At 74.2% G+C, this 19851-nt stretch carries 17 protein-coding genes; 15 read left to right on the top strand and 2 right to left on the bottom strand.

The genetic code is table 11. The features are described 5' to 3' along the window. The first annotated feature begins 55 nt into the window (after nt 1–55). From KZX60_RS01655 to KZX60_RS01645, 3 genes are read left to right on the top strand one after another with little or no spacing between them, the layout of a single operon-like run. On the top strand, nt 56–1225 hold the full coding sequence (locus KZX60_RS01655) for a thiamine pyrophosphate-dependent enzyme (RefSeq protein ID WP_248115285.1): 1170 nt from the start codon (nt 56–58) through the stop codon (nt 1223–1225). Next, nucleotides 1222–2298, top strand: coding sequence for an alpha-ketoacid dehydrogenase subunit beta (locus tag KZX60_RS01650; RefSeq protein WP_248115284.1), 1077 nt, complete (start codon nt 1222–1224; stop codon nt 2296–2298). The genes KZX60_RS01655 and KZX60_RS01650 overlap by 4 nt, the downstream gene beginning before the upstream one ends. After that, entirely contained in the window at nt 2295–3692 is a 1398-nt protein-coding gene (locus KZX60_RS01645) for a dihydrolipoamide acetyltransferase family protein (protein ID WP_248115283.1), read from the top strand. The genes KZX60_RS01650 and KZX60_RS01645 overlap by 4 nt, the downstream gene beginning before the upstream one ends. A 3-nt stretch (nt 3693–3695) precedes the next feature. Here the strand turns inward: KZX60_RS01645 and KZX60_RS01640 are convergent, their stop codons facing one another. Beyond that, nucleotides 3696–4358, bottom strand: coding sequence for a TetR/AcrR family transcriptional regulator (locus KZX60_RS01640; protein WP_248115282.1), 663 nt, complete (start codon nt 4356–4358; stop codon nt 3696–3698). A 112-nt stretch (nt 4359–4470) separates the two neighbouring features. Here KZX60_RS01640 and KZX60_RS01635 point away from each other — a divergent pair, with 112 nt between their 5' ends. From KZX60_RS01635 to KZX60_RS01615, 5 genes are read left to right on the top strand one after another with little or no spacing between them, the layout of a single operon-like run. Continuing rightward, the gene (locus KZX60_RS01635) at nt 4471–6090 is read left to right on the top strand and encodes a carboxyl transferase domain-containing protein (RefSeq protein WP_248115281.1); all 1620 of its coding nucleotides are present in this window, start codon (nt 4471–4473) and stop codon (nt 6088–6090) included. An 8-nt stretch (nt 6091–6098) separates the two neighbouring features. Next, complete coding sequence (locus tag KZX60_RS01630; protein WP_248115280.1) at nt 6099–8261, top strand: biotin carboxylase N-terminal domain-containing protein; 2163 nt, start codon at nt 6099–6101, stop codon at nt 8259–8261. Then, nucleotides 8258–9445, top strand: coding sequence for an acyl-CoA dehydrogenase family protein (locus tag KZX60_RS01625; protein WP_248115279.1), 1188 nt, complete (start codon nt 8258–8260; stop codon nt 9443–9445). The genes KZX60_RS01630 and KZX60_RS01625 overlap by 4 nt, the downstream gene beginning before the upstream one ends. 2 nt (nt 9446–9447) lie before the next feature. Further along, complete coding sequence (locus tag KZX60_RS01620) at nt 9448–9999, top strand: MaoC family dehydratase (RefSeq protein WP_248115278.1); 552 nt, start codon at nt 9448–9450, stop codon at nt 9997–9999. Then, nucleotides 9996–10880 carry a CoA ester lyase gene (locus KZX60_RS01615; RefSeq protein ID WP_248115277.1) on the top strand — a complete coding sequence of 295 codons (885 nt, stop codon included), beginning with the start codon at nt 9996–9998 and terminating at the stop codon, nt 10878–10880. The genes KZX60_RS01620 and KZX60_RS01615 overlap by 4 nt, the downstream gene beginning before the upstream one ends. A gap of 64 nt (nt 10881–10944) precedes the next feature. Here KZX60_RS01615 and KZX60_RS01610 read toward each other — a convergent pair whose 3' ends face one another. After that, nucleotides 10945–11415 (bottom strand): GNAT family N-acetyltransferase, encoded by a 471-nt coding sequence (locus tag KZX60_RS01610; RefSeq protein ID WP_248115276.1) that lies wholly within the window; start codon nt 11413–11415, stop codon nt 10945–10947. Nucleotides 11416–11642: 227 nt separating this feature from the next. Here KZX60_RS01610 and KZX60_RS01605 point away from each other — a divergent pair, with 227 nt between their 5' ends. The 7 genes from KZX60_RS01605 (at nt 11643) to KZX60_RS01575 (ending at nt 19766) form a co-directional block, all read left to right on the top strand. Further along, nucleotides 11643–12020, top strand: a complete 378-nt coding sequence (locus KZX60_RS01605) for a DUF485 domain-containing protein (protein ID WP_248115275.1) — start codon at nt 11643–11645, stop codon at nt 12018–12020. Further along, nucleotides 12017–13633: a cation acetate symporter gene (locus tag KZX60_RS01600; protein WP_248115274.1), complete on the top strand. Its 1617-nt coding sequence runs from the start codon at nt 12017–12019 to the stop codon at nt 13631–13633. The genes KZX60_RS01605 and KZX60_RS01600 overlap by 4 nt, the downstream gene beginning before the upstream one ends. A 135-nt stretch (nt 13634–13768) precedes the next feature. Then, complete coding sequence (gene dxr / locus KZX60_RS01595) at nt 13769–15061, top strand: 1-deoxy-D-xylulose-5-phosphate reductoisomerase (protein WP_248115273.1); 1293 nt, start codon at nt 13769–13771, stop codon at nt 15059–15061. After that, nucleotides 15058–16416: a site-2 protease family protein gene (locus KZX60_RS01590; RefSeq protein WP_248115272.1), complete on the top strand. Its 1359-nt coding sequence runs from the start codon at nt 15058–15060 to the stop codon at nt 16414–16416. The genes dxr and KZX60_RS01590 overlap by 4 nt, the downstream gene beginning before the upstream one ends. Nucleotides 16417–16513: 97 nt before the next feature. Next, nucleotides 16514–17515, top strand: a complete 1002-nt coding sequence (locus KZX60_RS01585) for a hypothetical protein (protein WP_248115271.1) — start codon at nt 16514–16516, stop codon at nt 17513–17515. A 138-nt stretch (nt 17516–17653) separates the two neighbouring features. Beyond that, nucleotides 17654–18805 (top strand): flavodoxin-dependent (E)-4-hydroxy-3-methylbut-2-enyl-diphosphate synthase, encoded by a 1152-nt coding sequence (ispG, locus tag KZX60_RS01580; RefSeq protein WP_248115326.1) that lies wholly within the window; start codon nt 17654–17656, stop codon nt 18803–18805. Continuing rightward, nucleotides 18762–19766 carry a GNAT family N-acetyltransferase gene (locus KZX60_RS01575; RefSeq protein WP_248115270.1) on the top strand — a complete coding sequence of 335 codons (1005 nt, stop codon included), beginning with the start codon at nt 18762–18764 and terminating at the stop codon, nt 19764–19766. Before ispG ends, KZX60_RS01575 begins: the two co-directional genes overlap by 44 nt. Nucleotides 19767–19851: the final 85 nt, after the last annotated feature.

Raw genomic sequence — 19851 nt, 5'->3', positions numbered from 1 at the left:
CAGGACGCCTCCACCCTCGCCCCTCACCTGGGGCGACGTATGGAAGGCTGAGTTCATGACCCTGGTGCACCCCACCCCCGTGGAGCACGGCTCCCCCGATCCCGCCGCCGGCCACACCCCCCTCGAGGACGGGCACGCGTCCGCGGGCGCGACGCTGCAGGTGCTCGACGCCGAGGGGAGCCGCGTCCCCTCGCCGGAGCTCGATCCGTGGCTGGAGGACGTGGACGCCGCCGTCCTCGCGGACCTCTTCCGCAGCATGACCGTCGTGCGCCGGCTGGACACGGAGGCCACCCACCTGCAGCGCCAGGGTGAACTCGCCCTGTGGCCCCCGCTGCTGGGCCAGGAGGCGTCCCAGGTGGGCTCGGCCGCCGCCCTGCGCGCGGACGACTTCGTCTTCCCCTCGTATCGCGAGAACGGCGTGGCCCTGCTGCGCGGCGTCCCCGCCCTGGACCTGCTGCGCGTGTGGCGGGGATCCACGTTCTCCGGCTGGGATCCCAAGACCACCGGCGTGGCCACCCAGCAGATCATCATCGGCGCCCAGGCGCTGCACGCCGTCGGCTACGCGATGGGCGTCCAGCGCGACCAGGCCGACGCCGCCACGATCGTCTACTTCGGCGACGGCGCCACGAGCCAGGGCGACGTGAACGAGGCCATGGTCTTCAGCGCGACCTACCAGTCGCCCGTCGTGTTCTTCTGCCAGAACAACCACTGGGCCATCTCCGAGCCCGTGGGGCTGCAGGCCCGCCGGAACATCGCGGACCGCCCGTGGGGCTTCGGCATCCCCGCCCTGCGCGTGGACGGCAACGACGTCCTCGCGGTGCTGGCGGCCACGCGCCAGGCTGTGGCCCGCGCGGCCGAGGGCGGCGGCCCCACCTTCATCGAGGCGGTCACCTACCGCATGGGCCCGCACACCACCGCGGACGACCCCACGCGCTACCAGGACCCCGAGGTGCTCGAGGCCTGGCGCGCCCGCGACCCCCTGGCGCGTGTCGAGGCGCACCTGGCCTCGCTCGGCGAGGACGTGGACGCGATCCGCGCCGAGGCCCAGGCGGCCGCCGACGAGCTGGCCGCGGAGGTCCGCCGCGCGCTCGAGGGCCTCGTGGAGGACGGGCCGGACACGATGTTCTCGGAGGTGTACGCGGAGCCGCACCAGGAGCTGGAGCGCCAGCACCGGGACCACGGGCTGTTCCTGGCCCAGTTCGACGACGAGGAGGCAGGCGCATGAGCGAGCGCATGACGTTCGGCCGCGCGATCAACCGCGGCCTCCACCGGGCCCTGGCGGAGGACCCCAAGGTCCTGCTCATGGGCGAGGACATCGGCGCGCTCGGCGGTGTCTTCCGGATCACGGACGGGCTCCAGGAGGAGTTCGGCAGGGACCGCGTGCTGGACACCCCGCTCGCCGAGTCCGGGATCGTCGGCACGGCCGTGGGCCTGGCGATGCGCGGCTACCGGCCCGTCGTCGAGATCCAGTTCGACGGCTTCGTGTACCCGGCCTTCGACCAGATCGTGGCGAACCTGGCCAAGCTGCGGGCCCGTACCCGGGGCGCCGTGCCCATGCCGGTGACCGTCCGCATCCCCTTCGGCGGCGGCATCGGCTCGCCCGAGCACCACTCCGAGTCGCCCGAGGCGTACTTCCTGCACACCGCGGGCCTGCGCGTGGTCTCCCCGTCCTCTCCGCAGGACGGCTACGACATGATCCGCGGCGCCATCGCCTCGGACGACCCGGTCATCTACCTCGAGCCCAAGCGCCGCTACCACGACAAGGGTGAGGTGGACGTGGACGCCGCCGTCCCGCCGCTGAGCCCCGCGCGCATCCTGCGCCCCGGCTCCGACGTCACGCTCGTCTCGTACGGACCGCTCGTGAAGACGGCCCTGCAGGCCGCCGAGGTGGCCGCCGAGGAGGGCGTGGACGTGGAGGTCGTGGACCTGCGCAGCCTCTCGCCGATCGACACGGGCCTGGTGGAGTCCTCGGTGCGCCGCACCGGCCGGCTCGTGGTGGCCCACGAGGCCTCCCGCACGGGCGGCCTGGGCGCGGAGCTCGTGGCCACCGTGGCCGAGCGCGCGTTCCACTGGCTCGAGGCTCCGCCGGTGCGCGTCACCGGCATGGACGTCCCCTACCCGCCGGCCAAGCTCGAGCACCTGCACCTGCCGGACCTCGACCGCATCCTCGACGGCGTGGACCGCGCGATGGGCCGGCCCAACTCGCTGGACTCCGTGGACGCGTTCGCCGCCCCGCAGACCGCAGAGCAGTTCCTCGCCGCGCACGCCGCCGGCGCCGACGGGGAGGAGACCCGATGAGCCAGAAGACGTTCCGCCTGCCCGACCTGGGCGAGGGCCTGACCGAGTCCGACATCGCCATGTGGCGCGTCGCCGTCGGCGACGCGGTCACCGTCAACCAGACCCTCGCCGAGGTCGAGACGGCCAAGGCCGTCGTCGAGGTCTCGAGCCCCTTCGCCGGCGTCGTGGCCCAGCTGCACGCCGAGGAGGGCGCCACCGTCGAGGTGGGCGCCCCGCTCGTCACCTTCACGGTGGAGGGCGCCGGGGACGATCCCGCAGGCTCCGACGGCGACGGCGGCCGGGTGCCCACGCTCGTGGGCTACGGCGCCGCGCCCGACGCCGGCAAGCCGGGTCGGCGCGCCCGCCGCGGCGCGGGCCCGTCCACCGCGGTCGAGTCGGCCCCCGTCGCCGGCCCCGAGGAGGCCCCCGACGCCCCGGGCGAGGCGCCGGCGCTCGCCGCGGACACGGAGCCCATCGCCCCGGCCGTCGAGCGCGGCACGGGGGAGCGCCCCCGGTGCACCCCGCCGGTGCGCCTGTTCGCCAAGCGCAGCGGGGTCGACCTGACGTCCCTGACCGGCTCGGGGGCCGGCGGGGTGATCACCCGCGAGGACGTCGAGGCGTTCCTGCGGGCCGCCCAGCCCGCGGCCGCAGAGCCCGCGGCCGCGTCGTCCGCTGGCGGTGCGACCGGCTCCGTGCGCACCCTGGGCGGGCGTCCCCGCGAGGTGGACGTCCCCGTCAAGGGCGTGCGCAAGGCGACCGCGGCGGCCATGGTGCAGTCGGCGTTCACCGCGCCGCACGTCACCGAGTTCCTCCAGGTGGACGTGACCGAGACCCTCGAGCTGCTGGCCGAGCTCAAGGCCGACCGCGCGTTCCGCGACGTCAAGCTCACCCCCATGACGCTCACCGCCCGGGCCTGCCTGCTGGCCATGGAGCGCACCCCGGACGTCAACGCGCGCTGGGACGAGGCGCGCGGCGTGATCGTGCAGCAGAACGCCGTGAACCTCGGCTTCGCCGCCGCGACGCCCCGCGGGCTCATGGTGCCCAACGTCAAGGACGCCCAGGCCATGGACCTCAGGGCCCTGGGCCAGGCGATCGCCGGGCTGACGTCGACGGCGCGCGAGGGCGCGCTGGGTCCGGCCGAGCTGACGGGCGGCACGTTCACCATCACCAACGTCGGCGTGTTCGGCGTGGACACCGGCACCCCCATCATCAACCCGGGGGAGGCGGCGATCCTGTGCCTCGGCGCCGTGCGCCGCATGCCGTGGGAGCACCGCGGGGAGATCGCGCTGCGCGACGTCGTCACGCTCTCGCTCTCCTTCGACCACCGCCTCGTGGACGGCGAGCAGGGCTCGCGCTTCCTCGCCGACGTCGGTGCGATGCTGCGCCGGCCCGGGATGACCCTGGCGATGGTCTGACGCTCAGGCGTGGGCCGCGGCGGCGGCCCACGCCATCGCGATCAGGGTCGCCCGACGCGCGGCCCGGTCCGCGGGCGTGCGGCGCACGGAGCGCGGCGTCGAGTTGAGCAGCCCCAGGACCGCCTGGGCCCGGAAGACCGCCGCGGCGGCGTCGTCGTCGGGGTGCAGCGCGGTGAGCTGCCGCGCCCACACGTCGATGTAGGCGCGCTGCGTGGCCGTGACCTCGGCGCGCTCGGCGGCGGGCAGCGCCCGAAGGTCCCGGTCCTGCACGCGGATCACGTCCCGGTTCTCCAGGGCGAAGTCGGCGTGGAAGGCGATGAGCGCGCGCAGCACGGGCTCGCCCGGGGCCTGCGTGCCCTCCGTGGCGAGCGCGCCCGCCAGGAGGTCGCGGCTGGCCGTCTCCAGGATCTCCCGAAGCACGGCCGCCTTGTTCGCGAAGTGCCGGTAGACGGCGGGCCCGCTGATCCCGCATGCCGCGCCGATGTCCTCGAGGCGCACCGCGTCGAACCCGCTCGCCGCGAACAGTCGGGCGGCCGCGGCCAACAGGTCCGCCCGGCGCCGAGCCTTCGCGGCCAGACGGGCCGTGGGGGCGGGTGCGTCGGCGCGGGGCGGGGCCGCGCCCGGGGTCTCGGCGGAGGGTGCGGCGGAGGGTGCTGCGGAGGGCATGCCTGCCACTCTAGGGCGGGTCCGACGGGGCCGTGACGGCGTTTGCGCCCGTGATCCTGATCACTACACTGGGGACAGGTTCAGTTAGTGATCATTCACTGGAAGGGGTCTCATGACCGCCGGTCCCACCGCGGAGGCATCCGCCGCGCCCGCCAGCGCCGCCGAGCGCCACGCCGCCGGCCATGCCCGCCTCGAGGCGGAGCTCGCCGAGCTCGTCGCCCGCACCGCGCTCGGCGGCTCCGAGTCCGCCCGCGCGCGGCACACCGGCCGCGGCAAGCTCCTGGTGCGGGACCGCATCGACGCGCTCCTCGACGAGGGCTCGCCGTTCCTCGAGATCGCCGCGCTCGCCGCGCACGGCGTGTACGGCGAGGACAGCCCGGCCGCCGCCGGCGTCGTGGCGGGCATCGGCCTGGTCCACGGCCGCGCCGTGATGGTGGTGGGCAACGACGCCACCGTGAAGGGCGGCACCTACTACCCGCTGACCGTGAAGAAGCACCTGCGTGCCCAGGAGATCGCCCTCGAGAACCACCTGCCCTGCCTCTACCTCGTGGACTCGGGCGGCGCGTTCCTGCCGAAGCAGGACGAGGTGTTCCCGGACCGGGAGCACTTCGGCCGGATCTTCCGCAACCAGGCACTGCTCTCCTCGCGCCGGATCCCGCAGCTCGCGGCCGTGTGCGGCTCCTCCACCGCGGGCGGCGCGTACGTGCCCGCCATGTGCGACGAGACCGTGATCGTCCGCGAGCAGGGCACCATCTTCCTCGGAGGCCCGCCCCTCGTGAAGGCCGCGATCGGCGAGGACGTCACCCCCGAGGACCTCGGCGGCGGGCGCCTGCACGCCGAGCGCTCGGGCGTGGCGGACCACCTGGCCGACGACGACGTCCACGCCCTGCAGCTGCTGCGGGACATCGTGGCCACCCTGCCCGCGCCGGCCCGCCCCGCGTGGGAGGTGCACCCCTCCCTCGAGCCCGCGAAGGACCCGGGGGAGCTGACCTCCGTGGTGCCGGTGGACGTCAACGCCCCGTACGACGTGCACGAGGTGATCGACCGCCTCGTGGACGCCGACTCGGTGCACGAGTTCAAGCCGCTCCACGGCACCACGCTCGTCACCGCCTTCGCCCGCATCGACGGCCACCCCGTGGGCATCCTGGCCAACAACGGCATCCTCTTCGGCGACTCGGCCCGCAAGGGCGCGCACTTCATCGAGCTGTGCGACCAGCGCGGCATCCCGCTGCTGTTCCTCCAGAACATCTCCGGCTTCATGGTGGGCCGGGACGCGGAGGCTGGCGGCATCGCCCGCGACGGCGCGAAGATGGTCACCGCCGTCGCCACGTGTCGCGTGCCCAAGCTGACCGTGGTGATCGGCGGCTCGTTCGGCGCCGGCAACTACGCGATGTGCGGCCGCGCCTACTCCCCGCGGTTCCTCTGGATGTGGCCCAACGCCCGCATCTCCGTGATGGGCGGGCCGCAGGCCTCCGCCGTGCTGACCCAGGTCAAGCAGGACCAGCGCGCCGCGAAGGGGGAGGAGCCGATGACCGCCGAGGAGGTCGAGGCCTTCCAGGCCCCCGTGCGGCAGCAGTACGACGAGCAGGGCAGCCCCCTCTACTCCACGGCCCGCCTGTGGGACGACGGCATCATCACCCCCGGCCAGACCCGCCGCGTGCTCGCCATGGCCCTCGACGTCATCTCCCGTGCCCCCCTGCCGGACGCCCGCTTCGGCCTCTTCCGGATGTGAGCCTGACCATGACCCAGACCCCCGCCGAGGGCCCCGCCCTCTTCGACACCGTCCTCGTGGCCAACCGCGGCGAGATCGCCGTGCGCGTGATCCGCACCCTGCGCCGCCTCGGCATCCGCTCCGTGGCGGTGTTCTCCGACGTCGACGCCGGCGCCCGCCACGTGCGCGAGGCGGACCTCGCCGTCCGCCTCGGCCCGGCCCCCGCCCGCGAGTCCTACCTGGACGTGGACGCGGTGGTGGCGGCCGCCGTCCGAACCGGGGCGCAGGCCGTGCACCCCGGCTACGGGTTCCTCTCCGAGAACGCGGACTTCGCCCGGGCGCTCGAGGCGGCCGGCGTCGTCTTCGTGGGCCCGCCCGTGGCGTCGCTGGACGCGATGGCGGACAAGATCCGCGCCAAGGAGACCGTCTCGGCGCGGGACGTGCCGGTGGTGCCGGGCATCGCCGACCCCACGCTCACCGACGATCAGATCCTGGCCGAGGCGCAGCGCGTCGGCTTCCCGCTGCTGATCAAGCCCTCCGCGGGCGGCGGCGGCAAGGGGATGGTGGCCGTGCACACCGCGGACGAGCTGCCGGCCGCGCTGGCCTCCGCACGCCGCACCGCGCGCTCCGCGTTCGGGAACGACACCCTCCTGCTCGAGCGGCTCATCACCGCCCCGCGGCACATCGAGGTGCAGGTCTTCGCGGACACCCACGGGCGCACCGTGCACCTGGGGGAGCGGGAGTGCTCCCTGCAGCGCCGCCACCAGAAGGTGATCGAGGAGGCGCCCGCGCCCCTGCTCACCGGCCTGGCGCACGGCGCCGAGCTGCGCGCCCGTCTCGGCAGGGCCGCCGTGGACGCCGCGGAGTCCGTGGGCTACGTGGGGGCCGGCACCGTGGAGTTCCTCGTCTCGGACGAGGACCCGGACGAGTTCTTCTTCATGGAGATGAACACCCGTCTGCAGGTGGAGCACCCCGTGTCCGAGGAGGTCGTGCGGGTGCGCGGCGAGCGCGTGGACTTCGTGGAGCTGCAGCTGTGGATCGCCGCCGGACAGGACCTGGGCTTCGGCCAAGAGGACGTCACCCTGGAGGGGGCGGCCGCCGAGGCCCGCGTCTACGCCGAGGACCCCGCGCACGGGTTCCTCCCCGCCGCCGGGCCCGTGCTGCTGTGGGAGCCGCCGCGGGGGGAGGGGGTCCGCGTGGACACCCTGCTCTTCCCGCCGGACTCCGAGGACGACGCCCCCGGCCGGTCCGAGGGCCCGGACCAGCCCGAGGTCACCGGTCACTACGACCCCATGGTCGTCAAGGTGATCGCCTCCGGCGTGGACCGCCCCCAGGCACTGGACCGCCTCGAGGCGGCGCTCGCGGAGTCGGTGCTGTTCGGGGTCACGAGCAACCTGGCGTGGCTGCGGGACCTCGTGGCGCGCGACGACGTCCGGGCCGGCCGCCTGAGGACCTCCCTGATCGACGAGGCACCGGCATGGGAGGCCCCCGCCCCCCGCGCGGCGGTCTGGGACGCGGCCGGCGCCGCCTTCGCCCCGGAGGCCCTCACCTCCGCGCTCACGGTCCAGGGGATCGACGAGGCGACCCTGGCCGCGTCCGGTCTGCGGGTGCAGCCGGCCGGCGCCTGGCACCGCCAGGACGCCTGGCGCGCCGCGGGCGCCCCCGCCCCCGCGCTGCCCCTGCGCTGGGAGGACCTCTCCGTGCTGTGGCGCGGGCCCGGGTCGGTGGCCCCGGAGGACGGGCCGTCCGCGCAGGACGGGGCGGAGCCCGGGGACGCGGGCGGTCGATCGCTGCGCCACCCCGCGGACCCGGACGCCGCGTGGGTCCACTCCGGCGGGCACACCTGGCGAATCGAGCGGCTGGGCCGCGCCGAGCGCGTGGCGGCGTCGCGCGCCGCGGCCGCCGCGCGTCGTGCCCCCGCCGGCGCCGGCTCCCCGGAGGCCTGGGCTCCCATGCCGGGCACCGTCGTCGCGGTGTCCGTGTCCACCGGCGAGCACGTCGAGGCCGGCGCCGAGCTGGCCGTCCTCGAGGCCATGAAGATGGAGCACCCCGTCACCGCGGGCGTCGCCGGCGTCGTCACCGTCCACGTCCGTCCCGGCGAGTCCGTGCCCGCGCGCGGGCTGGTCGCCACCGTCACCCCTCACACCCCCGGCACCGCCGATGTGCCCACCACCTCTGGAGAGTCCGCATGAGCACCAAGCACCGCACCCTGCCCGCCCTCGAGGAGGACTACCAGGTCCTCTCCGACACCGTCCGCGAGTTCGCGGACGAGGTCGTGGCCCCCGTCTCCGCCGAGCTCGACGCCCGGCACGAGTTCCCGTACGAGATCGTGAAGCAGATGGGCGAGATGGGCCTGTTCGGCCTGCCCTTCCCCGAGGAGTTCGGCGGCATGGGCGGCGACTACTTCGCCCTCGCCCTTGCGCTCGAGCAGCTCGGCCGCGTCAACCAGTCGGTGGCCATCACCCTCGAGGCGGGCGTCTCCCTCGGCGCGATGCCGCTGCTGAAGTTCGGCACCCAGGAGCAGAAGGAGCGCTGGCTGCCCAGCCTCGTGGCGGGCGAGAACCTGGCCGGCTTCGGCCTCACCGAGCCCGGCGCCGGCTCCGACGCCGGCGGCACCCAGACCACCGCGGTGCTCGAGGACGGCATGTGGCGCATCAACGGCGCCAAGGAGTTCATCACCAACTCCGGCACGGACATCACGAGCCTCGTCACCGTCACCGCGGTGACCGGCACGGTGGAGGGCAAGACCGGCCCCGACGGCCGCCCCGCGAAGGAGATCTCCACGATCCTCGTGCCCGCCGGCACCGAGGGCTTCACCGTGGCCAAGCCGTACGACAAGGTCGGCTGGAACTCCTCCGACACCCACGCCCTGCACTTCACCGACGTGCGCGTCCCCGAGGAGAACCTGCTCGGCACCCGCGGCCGCGGCTTCGCGAACTTCCTCGAGATCCTCGACGAGGGCCGCATCGCCATCGCCGCGCTCGCCACGGGTGTGGCCCAGAGCTGCGTCGACGAGTCGGTCGCCTACGCGAAGCAGCGCACCTCGTTCGGCCAGAGGATCGGCACGTTCCAGGCCGTCTCCTTCAAGATCGCCCGCATGCAGGCCCGCGCCCACGCCGCGCGCCTGGCCTACTACGAGGCGGCGCAGAAGATGCTGGCCGGCAAGCCGTTCAAGACCGAGGCCGCCATGGCGAAGATGATCGCCGGCGAGGCGGCCATGGACAACGCCCGCGACGCCACCCAGGTGTTCGGCGGCTACGGCTTCATGAACGAGACCCTTGTTGCCCGCCACTACCGCGACTCCAAGATCCTCGAGGTCGGCGAGGGCACCACCGAGGTGCAGCTCATGCTGATCGCGCGCGACCTGGGGCTGTGACGGTGGCGGAGACCCCCGAGCCGGGCGCGGAGAACACAGGGCCCGAGGTCATCGAGCAGCGCGGGCGCTACGCGGACGAGCTCGCGGTGGGCCAGGTGTACCTGCACCGGCCCGGCCGCACGCTCACGGAGGCGGACAACGTCCTCTTCACCACGCTGACGATGAACCCGCAGGCGCTGCACCTGGACCACGCATACGCGGCCGCGCAGCCCTTCGGGAAGCCGCTCGTGAACTCCATGCTCACGCTGTCCACGCTTGTGGGCCTCGCCGTCGGGCAGACGACGCAGGGCACGCTCGTGGCGCAGCTCGGGCTGGGGGAGATCGCCTTCCCGCACCCCGTGTTCCACGGGGACACCCTCTACGGGCGCTCGGAGGTCACCGCGGTCCGGGAGTCCTCCTCGCGACCGGGCCAGCGCATCGTCGCCTTCCAGATGACGGGGGAGAACCAGCACGGCGACGTCGTCGTGCGGGCCCAGCGCACCTGCCTCATGTGGACGGCGTCGGCCCACGCCGAGGCGAAGGCGAAGCAGGGCTCCATGGAGACCCGGGCATGAGCGCCCCCACGGCGGCCGGGCCCCTGGCCCTCGGCCCGGCCGTGATGTTCACGCCGGCGGACCGCCCCGAGCGCTTCGCCAAGGCCCTCGACCGCGCCGACGCGGTGATCCTCGACCTCGAGGACGCCGTCACGCCGGCCTCCCGCCCGGCCGCCCGCGACGCCGTGCGAGCTGCCTGGGAAGGCCGGGCCACGGGCGGCACGGACGGCGGACCGCTCGCCGCGGACCGCGTCGTCGTGCGCGTGAACCCGGCGGGCACGCCGGACCACGCCGCGGACCTGGCGATGCTCGCGGAGACCGGGTGGCGCACGCTCATGCTCGCCAAGGCGGAGTCCGCCGCGCAGGTGGACGGCCTCGTGGCGGCGCTGGGGGAGGACGTGCGCGTCGTGGCCCTGTGCGAGACCGCGGCGGGCATCCTCGCCGCGCCCGCCCTCGCGGCGCACCCCCACGTGGGTGCGCTGATGTGGGGCGCGGAGGACCTCGTGGCGTCCATGGGCGGCACGTCCTCGCGCACGGCCGACGGCGCCTACCGCCCCGTCGTCCGGCACGCACGAGCGACCGTGCTGCTCGCCGCCGCCGCCCACGGCACGGCGGCGTGGGACGCGGTGTTCCTCGACCTGCACGATCACGCGGGCCTCGCCGCGGAGGCCGAGGACGCCGTCGCGCTCGGGTGCGCGGCCACCGTGTGCCTCCACCCGGCGCAGGCCCCCGTGGTGCGTGAGGCCTACGCCCCGAGCGAGGAGGCGGTGGCCCGGGCCCGACGCGTGCTCGCGGCGGCCGAGGGGGCGCACGGCGCCTTCGAGCTGGACGGCACCATGGTGGACGAGGTGGTGCTCGCCCAGGCCCGGCTGACCCTCGGGCGGGTGCCGGCGGGGGACTGAACGGCTGTATACAGGAAGGGCGCCGCGGGAGGCATTCCGCGGCGCCGTCGCGTTCCAGTCGGCCTCAGTCCGCGCCGAGCTCCATGACGAGCTCGGTGATGACGGCGGCGCGGGCATTGGAGAAGACCTTCTCCTCGCCCACCACCTCGAACCCCCGGCGGGAGAGGACCCTGACGGTGCCCGCGTTGTCCTCGGCCACGTGGGCCCGCACGGGGCGGTGCGCGTACCCGCGCAGGAACTCGTCCACGGCCGAGGTGGTCAGCCCGAGGCCCCAGAACTCCTGCGCCGTCCAGAAGGAGAGCTCGGCGGCGTCGTCCTGCTCGGAGCAGATCAGCGCGCCCACGGCGCGGCCCTCGTGCTCGATGGTGTGCACCTGGACGCGGGGGTCGCGCAGCAGGGTGCCCCAGTGATGGTCGAAGACCCCGCGGTCGGCAGGGCTGCGGGGGGCGATTCCGGACATCTGGTTCGCGTCCTCGTCCTGCTGGTGCACGAAGAACTCGTCCAGGTCCTCGGGGCGGACGTCACGAAGGGGCACGGCGGTGGACCTCTCGGGTGAGCGGGCGGGCGGCGGCGGCCGTCCGCAGTCTTTCGGCAACGCTATCACCGGGGGACTGGCAGGGGCCGTCGTCACAATCGGTCACGCACTGGCGTATGTATACAAAGTGGTTGACGCGCGGAGCATTCGCGGGAGAGGATGTGAGCGCCATCACACACCGCTCCGCCCGCTCCGCGGCCGGACGCCCGCCCCCTGAGGGAGCACCCATGTCACCCCACTCCGTCGCGCCACCGGCGCCGACCCCCGAGCAGTTCCGCGCGGCCCAGCAGTCCGAGGAGTTCACGGAGCTGCGCCGCACGTACCGCTCGTTCGCGTTCCCCATGACGGTCGCGTTCTTCGTCTGGTACCTGCTGTTCGTCATCCTGGGGGCGTTCTTCCCGCAGGTCATGGCCATCCGCCTCCACGACAACATCACGCTGGGCCTGGTCCTCGGCCTGCTGCAGTTCGTCACCACGTTCGCCATCACGGCGGCGTACGTCCGCTTCGCCAACCGCACCCTCGACCCGCGCTCCACGGCGCTGCGCGAGCGCCTCGAGCGCGAGGCGGGCTCCCACGCGGCCGACCCCACGGAGGAGATCCGATGAGCACCCACGCCCCCCTCCTGGCCGCGGAGGCCGTCGGCAACCCGATGGTCAACATCGGCATCTTCGCGGCGTTCGTCGTCGTCACCCTCGTCGTCGTGATCCGGGCCTCCAAGACCTCGGGCTCCTCGGCGGACTTCTACGCGGGAGGCCGAGGCTTCTCCGGCACCCAGAACGGCACCGCCATCGCGGGCGACTATCTCTCGGCGGCCTCGTTCCTCGGCATCGTCGGCGCGATCGCCCTCTACGGCTATGACGGCTTCCTGTACTCGATCGGCTTCCTCGTGGCGTGGCTCGTCGCCCTGCTCCTCGTGGCGGAGCTGCTGCGCAACACAGGCAAGTTCACGATGGCCGACGTGCTCTCGTTCCGCCTGCGCCAGAAGCCGGTGCGCATCGCCGCCGCCTTCGGCACCATGGCCGTCTGCCTCTTCTACCTCCTGGCCCAGATGGCCGGCGCGGGCGGCCTCGTCGCCCTGCTGCTCAACATCACGGACAGGGGCGGCCAGGCGCTCGTGATCGTGATCGTGGGCGTGCTCATGATCGCCTATGTCCTCATCGGCGGCATGAAGGGCACCACCTACGTCCAGATCATCAAGGCGATCCTGCTCATCCTCGGCGCGGGCGTCATGACCGTGTGGGCGCTCGCCCTCTTCGGCTTCGACTTCAACGCGATGCTCGGCCGGGCCGTCGAGCTCAACCCCAAGGGTGAGGCCATCCTCGAGCCGGGCCTGCAGTACGGCAAGGACTTCACCACGCGCCTGGACTTCGTCTCCCTGGGCCTCGCGCTCGTCCTCGGCACCGCCGGCCTGCCGCACGTCCTGATGCGCTTCTACACCGTGCCCACGGCCAAGGAGGCCCGCAAGTCGGTGGTGTGGGCGATCGTGCTCATCGGCGCCTTCTACCTCTTCACCCTGGTGCTGGGCTACGGCGCCGGCGCACTGATCGGCCCCGAGCGCATCCTCGCCGCTCCCGGCGGCGTGAACTCGGCGGCCCCGCTGCTGGCGTTCGAGCTCGGCGGGTCGATCCTGCTCGGGCTGATCTCGGCGGTCGCCTTCGCGACGATCCTCGCGGTCGTCGCCGGCCTCGCCCTCACGGCGGCGGCGTCCTTCACGCACGACGTGTGGGGCCCCGTGATCGCGAAGAAGCCCCTGTCCTCGGAGGATGAGGTGCGCATCGGCAAGATCACCGTGGTGGTCATCGGCATCCTCGCCATCCTCGGCGGCATCGGCGCCCAGGGCCAGAACGTCGCGTTCCTCGTGGCGCTCGCCTTCGCCGTGGCCGCCTCGGCGAACCTCCCGACCATCCTGTACTCCCTGTTCTGGAAGGGCTTCACCACGCGCGGCGCCCTCTGGTCCATGTACGGCGGCCTGCTCTCCGCGATCGTCCTGATCGTGTTCTCCCCGGTCATGTCCGGCAACCCGGCCGCCATGATCCCGAGCGCGGACTTCGTGCTCTTCCCGCTGAAGAACCCGGGCGTCGTCTCGATCCCGCTGGCCTTCTTCCTCGGCTGGCTCGGCTCCGTGACGTCCTCGCGCGCCGAGGACCCGGGCAAGCAGGCCGAGATGGAGGTCCGCTCCCTCACCGGCATCGGCGCCGAGAAGGCCGTGAGCCACTGACGCCGCGGGCATCCGCCCACCCCTGACGACGGCGGGGCTGCACCCTCACGGGTGCGGTCCCGCCGTCGTCGTCCCCGGCATCCCGGCACTCCACCGTCCCGCCCTCCTCCCAGCCGCCGCTGGCATGATGGCCCGGTGACCCACGGATCCCTCGCCGACTACACCCTCCCGGCCCCCGGCGTCCGCGCCGACGACCCCTCCGGCGGAGGCGACGGCGCCCCCCGCCGCGTCGCCCTCCTCGGCTCGACCGGCTCGATCGGGACCCAGGGCCTGGACGTCATCGAGCAGGACCCCGAGCGGTTCCGGGCCGTCGCGCTGGCGGGCGGCTCCAACACCGCCCTCCTGGCCGAGCAGGCCGTCCGCCACGGCGTCGAGGCGGTGGGCTCCGCCACGGCGGGCGCGGAGGAGCTGCGCGCGGCGATCGCGGCGGCCGCCGCACGCCTCGGCCGCCCGGCTCCCGCCGCCGAGCTCTTCACGGGCCCCGAGGCGGCCACCCGCATCGCGGCCTGGACCGGCGCGGACACCGTGCTCAACGGCATCACCGGCTCGATCGGCCTGCGCCCCACGCTCGCGGCCCTCGAGGCGGGCCACCGCCTCGCCCTGGCGAACAAGGAGTCGCTCATCGTGGGGGGCGCGCTCGTCAGGGCCGCCGCGGCGCCCGGCCAGCTCGTCCCCGTGGACTCCGAGCACTCCGCGCTGGCCCAGGCGCTCCGCGGCGGCACGGCGGACGAGGTCGCCCGCCTGGTCCTGACCGCCTCGGGCGGTCCGTTCCGGGGCTGCACCCGGGAGCAGCTGCGCGCGGTCACGCCCGCGCAGGCCCTCGCCCACCCCACGTGGGACATGGGCCGCGTGGTCACCACCAACTCCGCCTCGCTCGTGAACAAGGCCCTCGAGGTGATCGAGGCGCACCTGCTCTTCGACGTCGCCCTGGACCGCATCGACGTCGTGGTCCACCCGCAGTCCGTCGTGCACTCCATGGTGGAGTTCACGGACGGCTCCACCCTCGCCCAGGCCTCCCCGCCGGACATGCGCCTGCCGATCGCCCTCGGCCTCGGCTGGCCGCGCCGCGTGCCCGGCGCCGTGGGCGGATGCGACTGGACCCGCGCCGCGACCTGGACCTTCGAGCCCCTCGACGAGGAGGTGTTCCCCGCGGTGCGCCTCGCGAAGGAGGCCGCGGCCGCCTCGCCGACGCACATGGCCGTGTTCAACGCCGCCAACGAGGAGGCTGTCGACGCCTTCCATGAGGGGTGCCTCTCCTTCGACGGCATCCTGGAGACGGTCCGCGCCGTCCTCGGCGACTACGCCCCCGAGCGCGTCCTCGACGCCGCCGGCCACGGCCACGCGCCGGGAGACCTCAGCGTCGACGCCGTCCTGGCCGTCGAGGGCTGGGCCCGCGCCGCGGCCCGGGGCCGGTGGGCGCGGGCATGAGCGCCGCCTGGTTCGTGCTCGGCGTCCTCGCCGTCGCCCTGGGCCTGGCCCTCTCGATCGCGCTGCACGAAGTGGGCCACCTCGTGCCCGCCAAGGTCTTCGGCGTCCGCGTGACGCGCTACATGATCGGCTTCGGCCCCACGGTCGCCTCGTGGCGGCGCGGGGAGACCGAGTACGGGATCAAGGCGCTCCCGCTCGGCGGCTACGTCTCCATGGTGGGCATGCTCCCACCGCCGCGCGCGGGGCAGGCGCCCCGCGCGTCCTCCACGGGGCTCTTCCGCCAGTTCGGGCGCCTGGCCGACGACGCACGGGCCCAGGCCGCCGAGGAGCTGCGGCCCGGGGACGAGGGACGCACCTTCATCTCGCTGCCGGTCTGGAAGCGGATCGTCATCATGCTCGGCGGCCCGGCCATGAACCTGCTGATCGCGCTCGCCCTGACCGCCCTGCTCGTCACCACGGTGGGCACCGCGCAGCCCAGCACGACGGCGGCGGAGGTCTTCCGCTGCGTCGTCCCCGCGCAGGAGCAGCAGGCGCGCGCCGCCGCGGGCGAGACCGAGGAGTGCCAGCCCGGTGACCCCGTGGCGCCGGCCCACGAGGCAGGCATGCTTCCCGGAGACACCGTCGTCGCCTTCGACGGCGTCCCCGTCGAGGACTGGGACGCGTTCGCCGCTGCCATCCGCGAGCGCGCCGGCCGGCCCACCGCGATCGCGTGGGAGCGGGACGGGCGGCGCATCGAGTCCACGATCACCCCGCGGCTGACGGAGCGGCCGGTGACGGACGCCGTCGGGCAGCCGGAGCGCGCCCCGGACGGCACCGCCCGCACCCAGCAGGTGGGCTTCATCGGCATGGGGGCGCAGACCGAGACCGTGACGGGGACGCCGCTGGACGCGGTGGGCCTGGTGGGCACGCAGATCCGCGGCGTCGCGGACGTGGTCCTCGTGCTGCCCCAGCGGCTGTGGGACACCGCCGTCGCGGTGCTCACCCCGGCCGAGCGCGATCCGAACGGCCCCATGTCCGTCGTCGGGGTCGGGCGGATCGCGGGGGAGGCGGCGGCGCTGGACGAGGTCTCGTTCGGGGACAAGGCCGCGATGGTGCTCTCGCTCGTGGCGGGGGTGAACGTCGCCCTGCTGGTGTTCAACCTGATCCCCCTGCTGCCGCTGGACGGCGGGCACGTGGCGGGCGCGCTCTACGAGGCGCTGCGCCGCGGCGGGGCCCGCCTGCGGGGGCGACCGGACCCCGGGCCGTTCGACCTCGCCGCGCTGATGCCCCTGACGTACGTGGTGGCCGGGGCCATGCTGGCCATGGGCCTGCTGCTGATCGTGGCGGACCTCGTGGAGCCCGTGCGGCTCTTCTGACGGGCGGACGGCCCGGAAGGTCACAGTCCGGGCACGAAGCCGCGGCGCCGCCCGGCCCGCCCGGCCCGCCCGGAGGGCGTCCCCTAGGATCGTTGCTGTGAATGCCTCTCGTGACGCCTCCCCGTTTCCGAGCGCCCTGACGCGCCGCGCCACCCTCCTCGGTCTCGGCTCCCTCGCCGCGGGCCTGGCCGGGTGCTCGGCACCCGCCTCCCAGGAGGCGGCCAGCTCGTCGGCGCCCCCCGCCTCGACCTCGGCCTCGGCCTCGGAGTCCGCCGCGGACTCGTCCTCGGCCACGCCCACCCCGTCCGGCGAGCTGCCCGGCGGCGGCCGGGAGATCTTCCCGGCCCGCCGGTTCGTCGCCCTGTACGGCACTCCCGGCACCGGTGCCCTCGGCGTCCTGGGCGAGCAGGACCTCCCCGCGTCCATCGAGCGCGTGCGGGCGCTCGCGAAGACCTACGAGCCGTTCTCGGAGGAGCCGATCCAGCCGGCGTTCGAGATGATCGCCACGGTGGCCTCGGCGGACGCGGGCCCCGACGGCGCGTACTCCCGGCCCGTCAAGCGCGACCGCCTCGAGGAGTGGGTGGACGGCGCCGGCGAGGCCGGCATCCACGTCATCCTGGACCTGCAGACCGGCTTCGAGGACTTCCCCACCCAGGCGAAGCGCATCGAGGGCCTGCTCAAGCGGCCCCACGTCGGCCTCGCCCTGGACCCGGAGTGGCGGCTGCGTCCGGGACAGAAGCACATGCGGGACATCGGCCAGGTGACGGCCGCCGAGATCAACGAGACCAGCGCGTGGCTCTCGGACCTCGTGGCCTCCGAGGGGCTCCCCGAGAAGCTCTTCGTCCTGCACCAGTTCCGCTCGGCCATGATCGAGCAGCGGTCGGAGATCGTGGCCCGCGAGGGCCTGGCCTTCCTGCTCCACGCGGACGGGCACGGCACCCACCAGCTCAAGAAGGAGACGTACAGCATCCTCCGCAAGAACCTCCCGGACCATATCCGCATGGCCTGGAAGAACTTCTACGACGAGGACAAGCCGATGATGACCCCGGAGCAGACCATGGCCAACGACCCCAAGCCCTGGCTCGTCTCCTTCCAGTGATCCCCGGCCGTCCTCACCGCCCCCGCCGGGCCCCGGTGCCGCCGTGCACCGGGGCCTAGGATGGGACGGATGAAGCGACGGCCTCTCGCCGCCGACCCGAGAACCGTGAGGAGCGCTGCCGTGCCCGTCAGCCTTGGAATGCCGTCCGCCCCGCCGCCCGTGCTGGCCCCGCGCCGGCCGACCCGGCAGATCCGGGTGGGCTCCGTGGGGGTGGGCTCGAAGCACCAGGTCTCGGTGCAGTCCATGACCACCACCAAGACCCACGACATCGGCGCCACCCTGCAGCAGATCGCGGAGCTCACCGCTGCCGGCTGCGACATCGTGCGCGTGGCCTGCCCCACGGACAAGGACGCGGACGCGCTGAAGGTCATCGCGCGGCAGTCCACGATCCCCGTGATCGCGGACATCCACTTCCAGCCGAAGTACGTGTTCGCCGCGATCGAGGCCGGCTGCGGCGCCGTGCGCGTGAACCCGGGCAACATCCGCAAGTTCGACGACCAGGTCAAGGAGATCGCCCAAGCGGCCGCCGAGCACGGCACCTCCCTGCGCATCGGCGTCAACGCCGGCTCCCTCGACCCCCGCCTGATCCAGAAGCACGGCAAGGCCACGCCGGAGGCCCTCGTGGAGTCCGCCGTGTGGGAGGCGTCCCTCTTCGAGGAGCACGGATTCAAGGACTTCAAGATCTCCGTGAAGCACAACGACCCGGTGATCATGGCCCGCGCGTACGAGCTCCTCGCGGAGGAGGGCGACTGGCCCCTGCACCTCGGCGTGACCGAGGCCGGCCCCGCCTTCCAGGGCACCATCAAGTCGGCCACCGCGTTCGGCTACCTGCTGGGCAAGGGCATCGGCGACACCATCCGCGTGTCCCTCTCCGCCCCGCCCGTCGAGGAGATCAAGGTCGGCCTGCAGATCCTGCAGTCGCTCAACCTCCGCGAGCGCAGGCTCGAGATCGTCTCCTGCCCCTCGTGCGGCCGCGCCCAGGTGGACGTGTACACGCTCGCCGAGGAGGTCACCGAAGGCCTCAAGGACGTCACCGTCCCGCTGCGCGTCGCCGTCATGGGCTGCGTCGTCAACGGCCCGGGCGAGGCCCGGGAGGCCGACCTCGGCGTGGCCTCGGGCAACGGCAAGGGCCAGATCTTCGTCAAGGGCGAGGTCATCCGGACCGTGCCCGAGGACCAGATCGTGGACACCCTCATCGAGGAGGCCCGCCGGATCGCCGCGGAGATGGGCCACGAGGAGGGCTCCGGTGACCAGGCTGCCGCCGGTGCCCCCGTGGTCTCCGTCCACTGACGCCGCCGTCCGCCAGGCCTCGCAGGGGCGGGTCCGCCTCCTGACCGACGCCGACACCCCCGCACTCGCGGCCCTCGCGCGCCGCGACCCAGTGGCGAACGTCTTCGTCGAGTCCCTGCTCGAGGCCGGTCGCCGGGCGGGCCCGCGCGGGGGAGCGGGCGGCACCCTCTTCCTGGGCGTCCCCGAGGACCCCGACGCCGCAGCCCCCGCCGGCGCGCTGCGCGCCGCCGCGTGGGTCGGCTCGAACGTGGTGCCGGTGGTGCCGCCCGGCCGCGCCGAGTCGACGGCGACCGACGACGACGCGGCGGCCCTCGCCGCGGCCGTCGTCGCCCTGCGGCGCCGCCTCGGATCCGTGTACGGCCCGGCCGCCGCGGTGCTGACGATCGGCCGCGCCCTGCGGACCGCCGGCCACCGGCCGCGCTCCGTGCGCGAGGAGCAGCCCCTCCTCGTGGCGGGGGAGCGGCCCGCCGTCGCGCCGCTCCCGGGCGTGGTCCCGGCAGGGCCGCGGGACTATGACCGGGTGCTGCCGGCCAGCGCGGCCATGTTCGAGGAGGAGCTCGGCTTCTCCCCGTTCCTCGGCGGCGCGCAGCAGTACCGCGAGCGCGTGCGGGGGCTCATCGCGTCCGGCCGCGTGTTCATCGTCCCCGGAGACGCCCCGACGCCGGGCGTCCCGGCACCGGACGCCCCGACGCCGGGCGCCGGCGCCCGCCCCCCGCTGCGCTTCAAGGCGGACGTGGGCGTGCTCTCCTCCCGGTGCGCCCAGATCCAGGGGGTCTGGATGCACCCGGAGCACCGCGGGCGCGGGCTCGCGGCCGGGGCGATGGCCGCCGTCGTGGGGCTGGCACGGCGTCACGCGCCCGTGGTCAGCCTCTACGTGAACGCGTACAACACCGCCGCGCTGCGCACGTACGCGCGCGTCGGGTTCGAGCGCGTGGGCACGTTCGCCACGGTGCTCTACTGACGGGGGTGCGCGGGTCTGGTTCCGCGTCCGATCCGCCCCTGGGGTGCACCGCCGGGTCGGCCGCGGATCCCTCGGCCGCGGACCT

The organism is Micrococcus sp. EYE_212 (assembly GCF_023147585.1).
Taxonomy (GTDB): domain Bacteria; phylum Actinomycetota; class Actinomycetes; order Actinomycetales; family Micrococcaceae; genus Micrococcus.
Note: the sequence above shows the minus strand (reverse complement) of the source record. Positions and strands in the feature narration are given on the sequence as shown.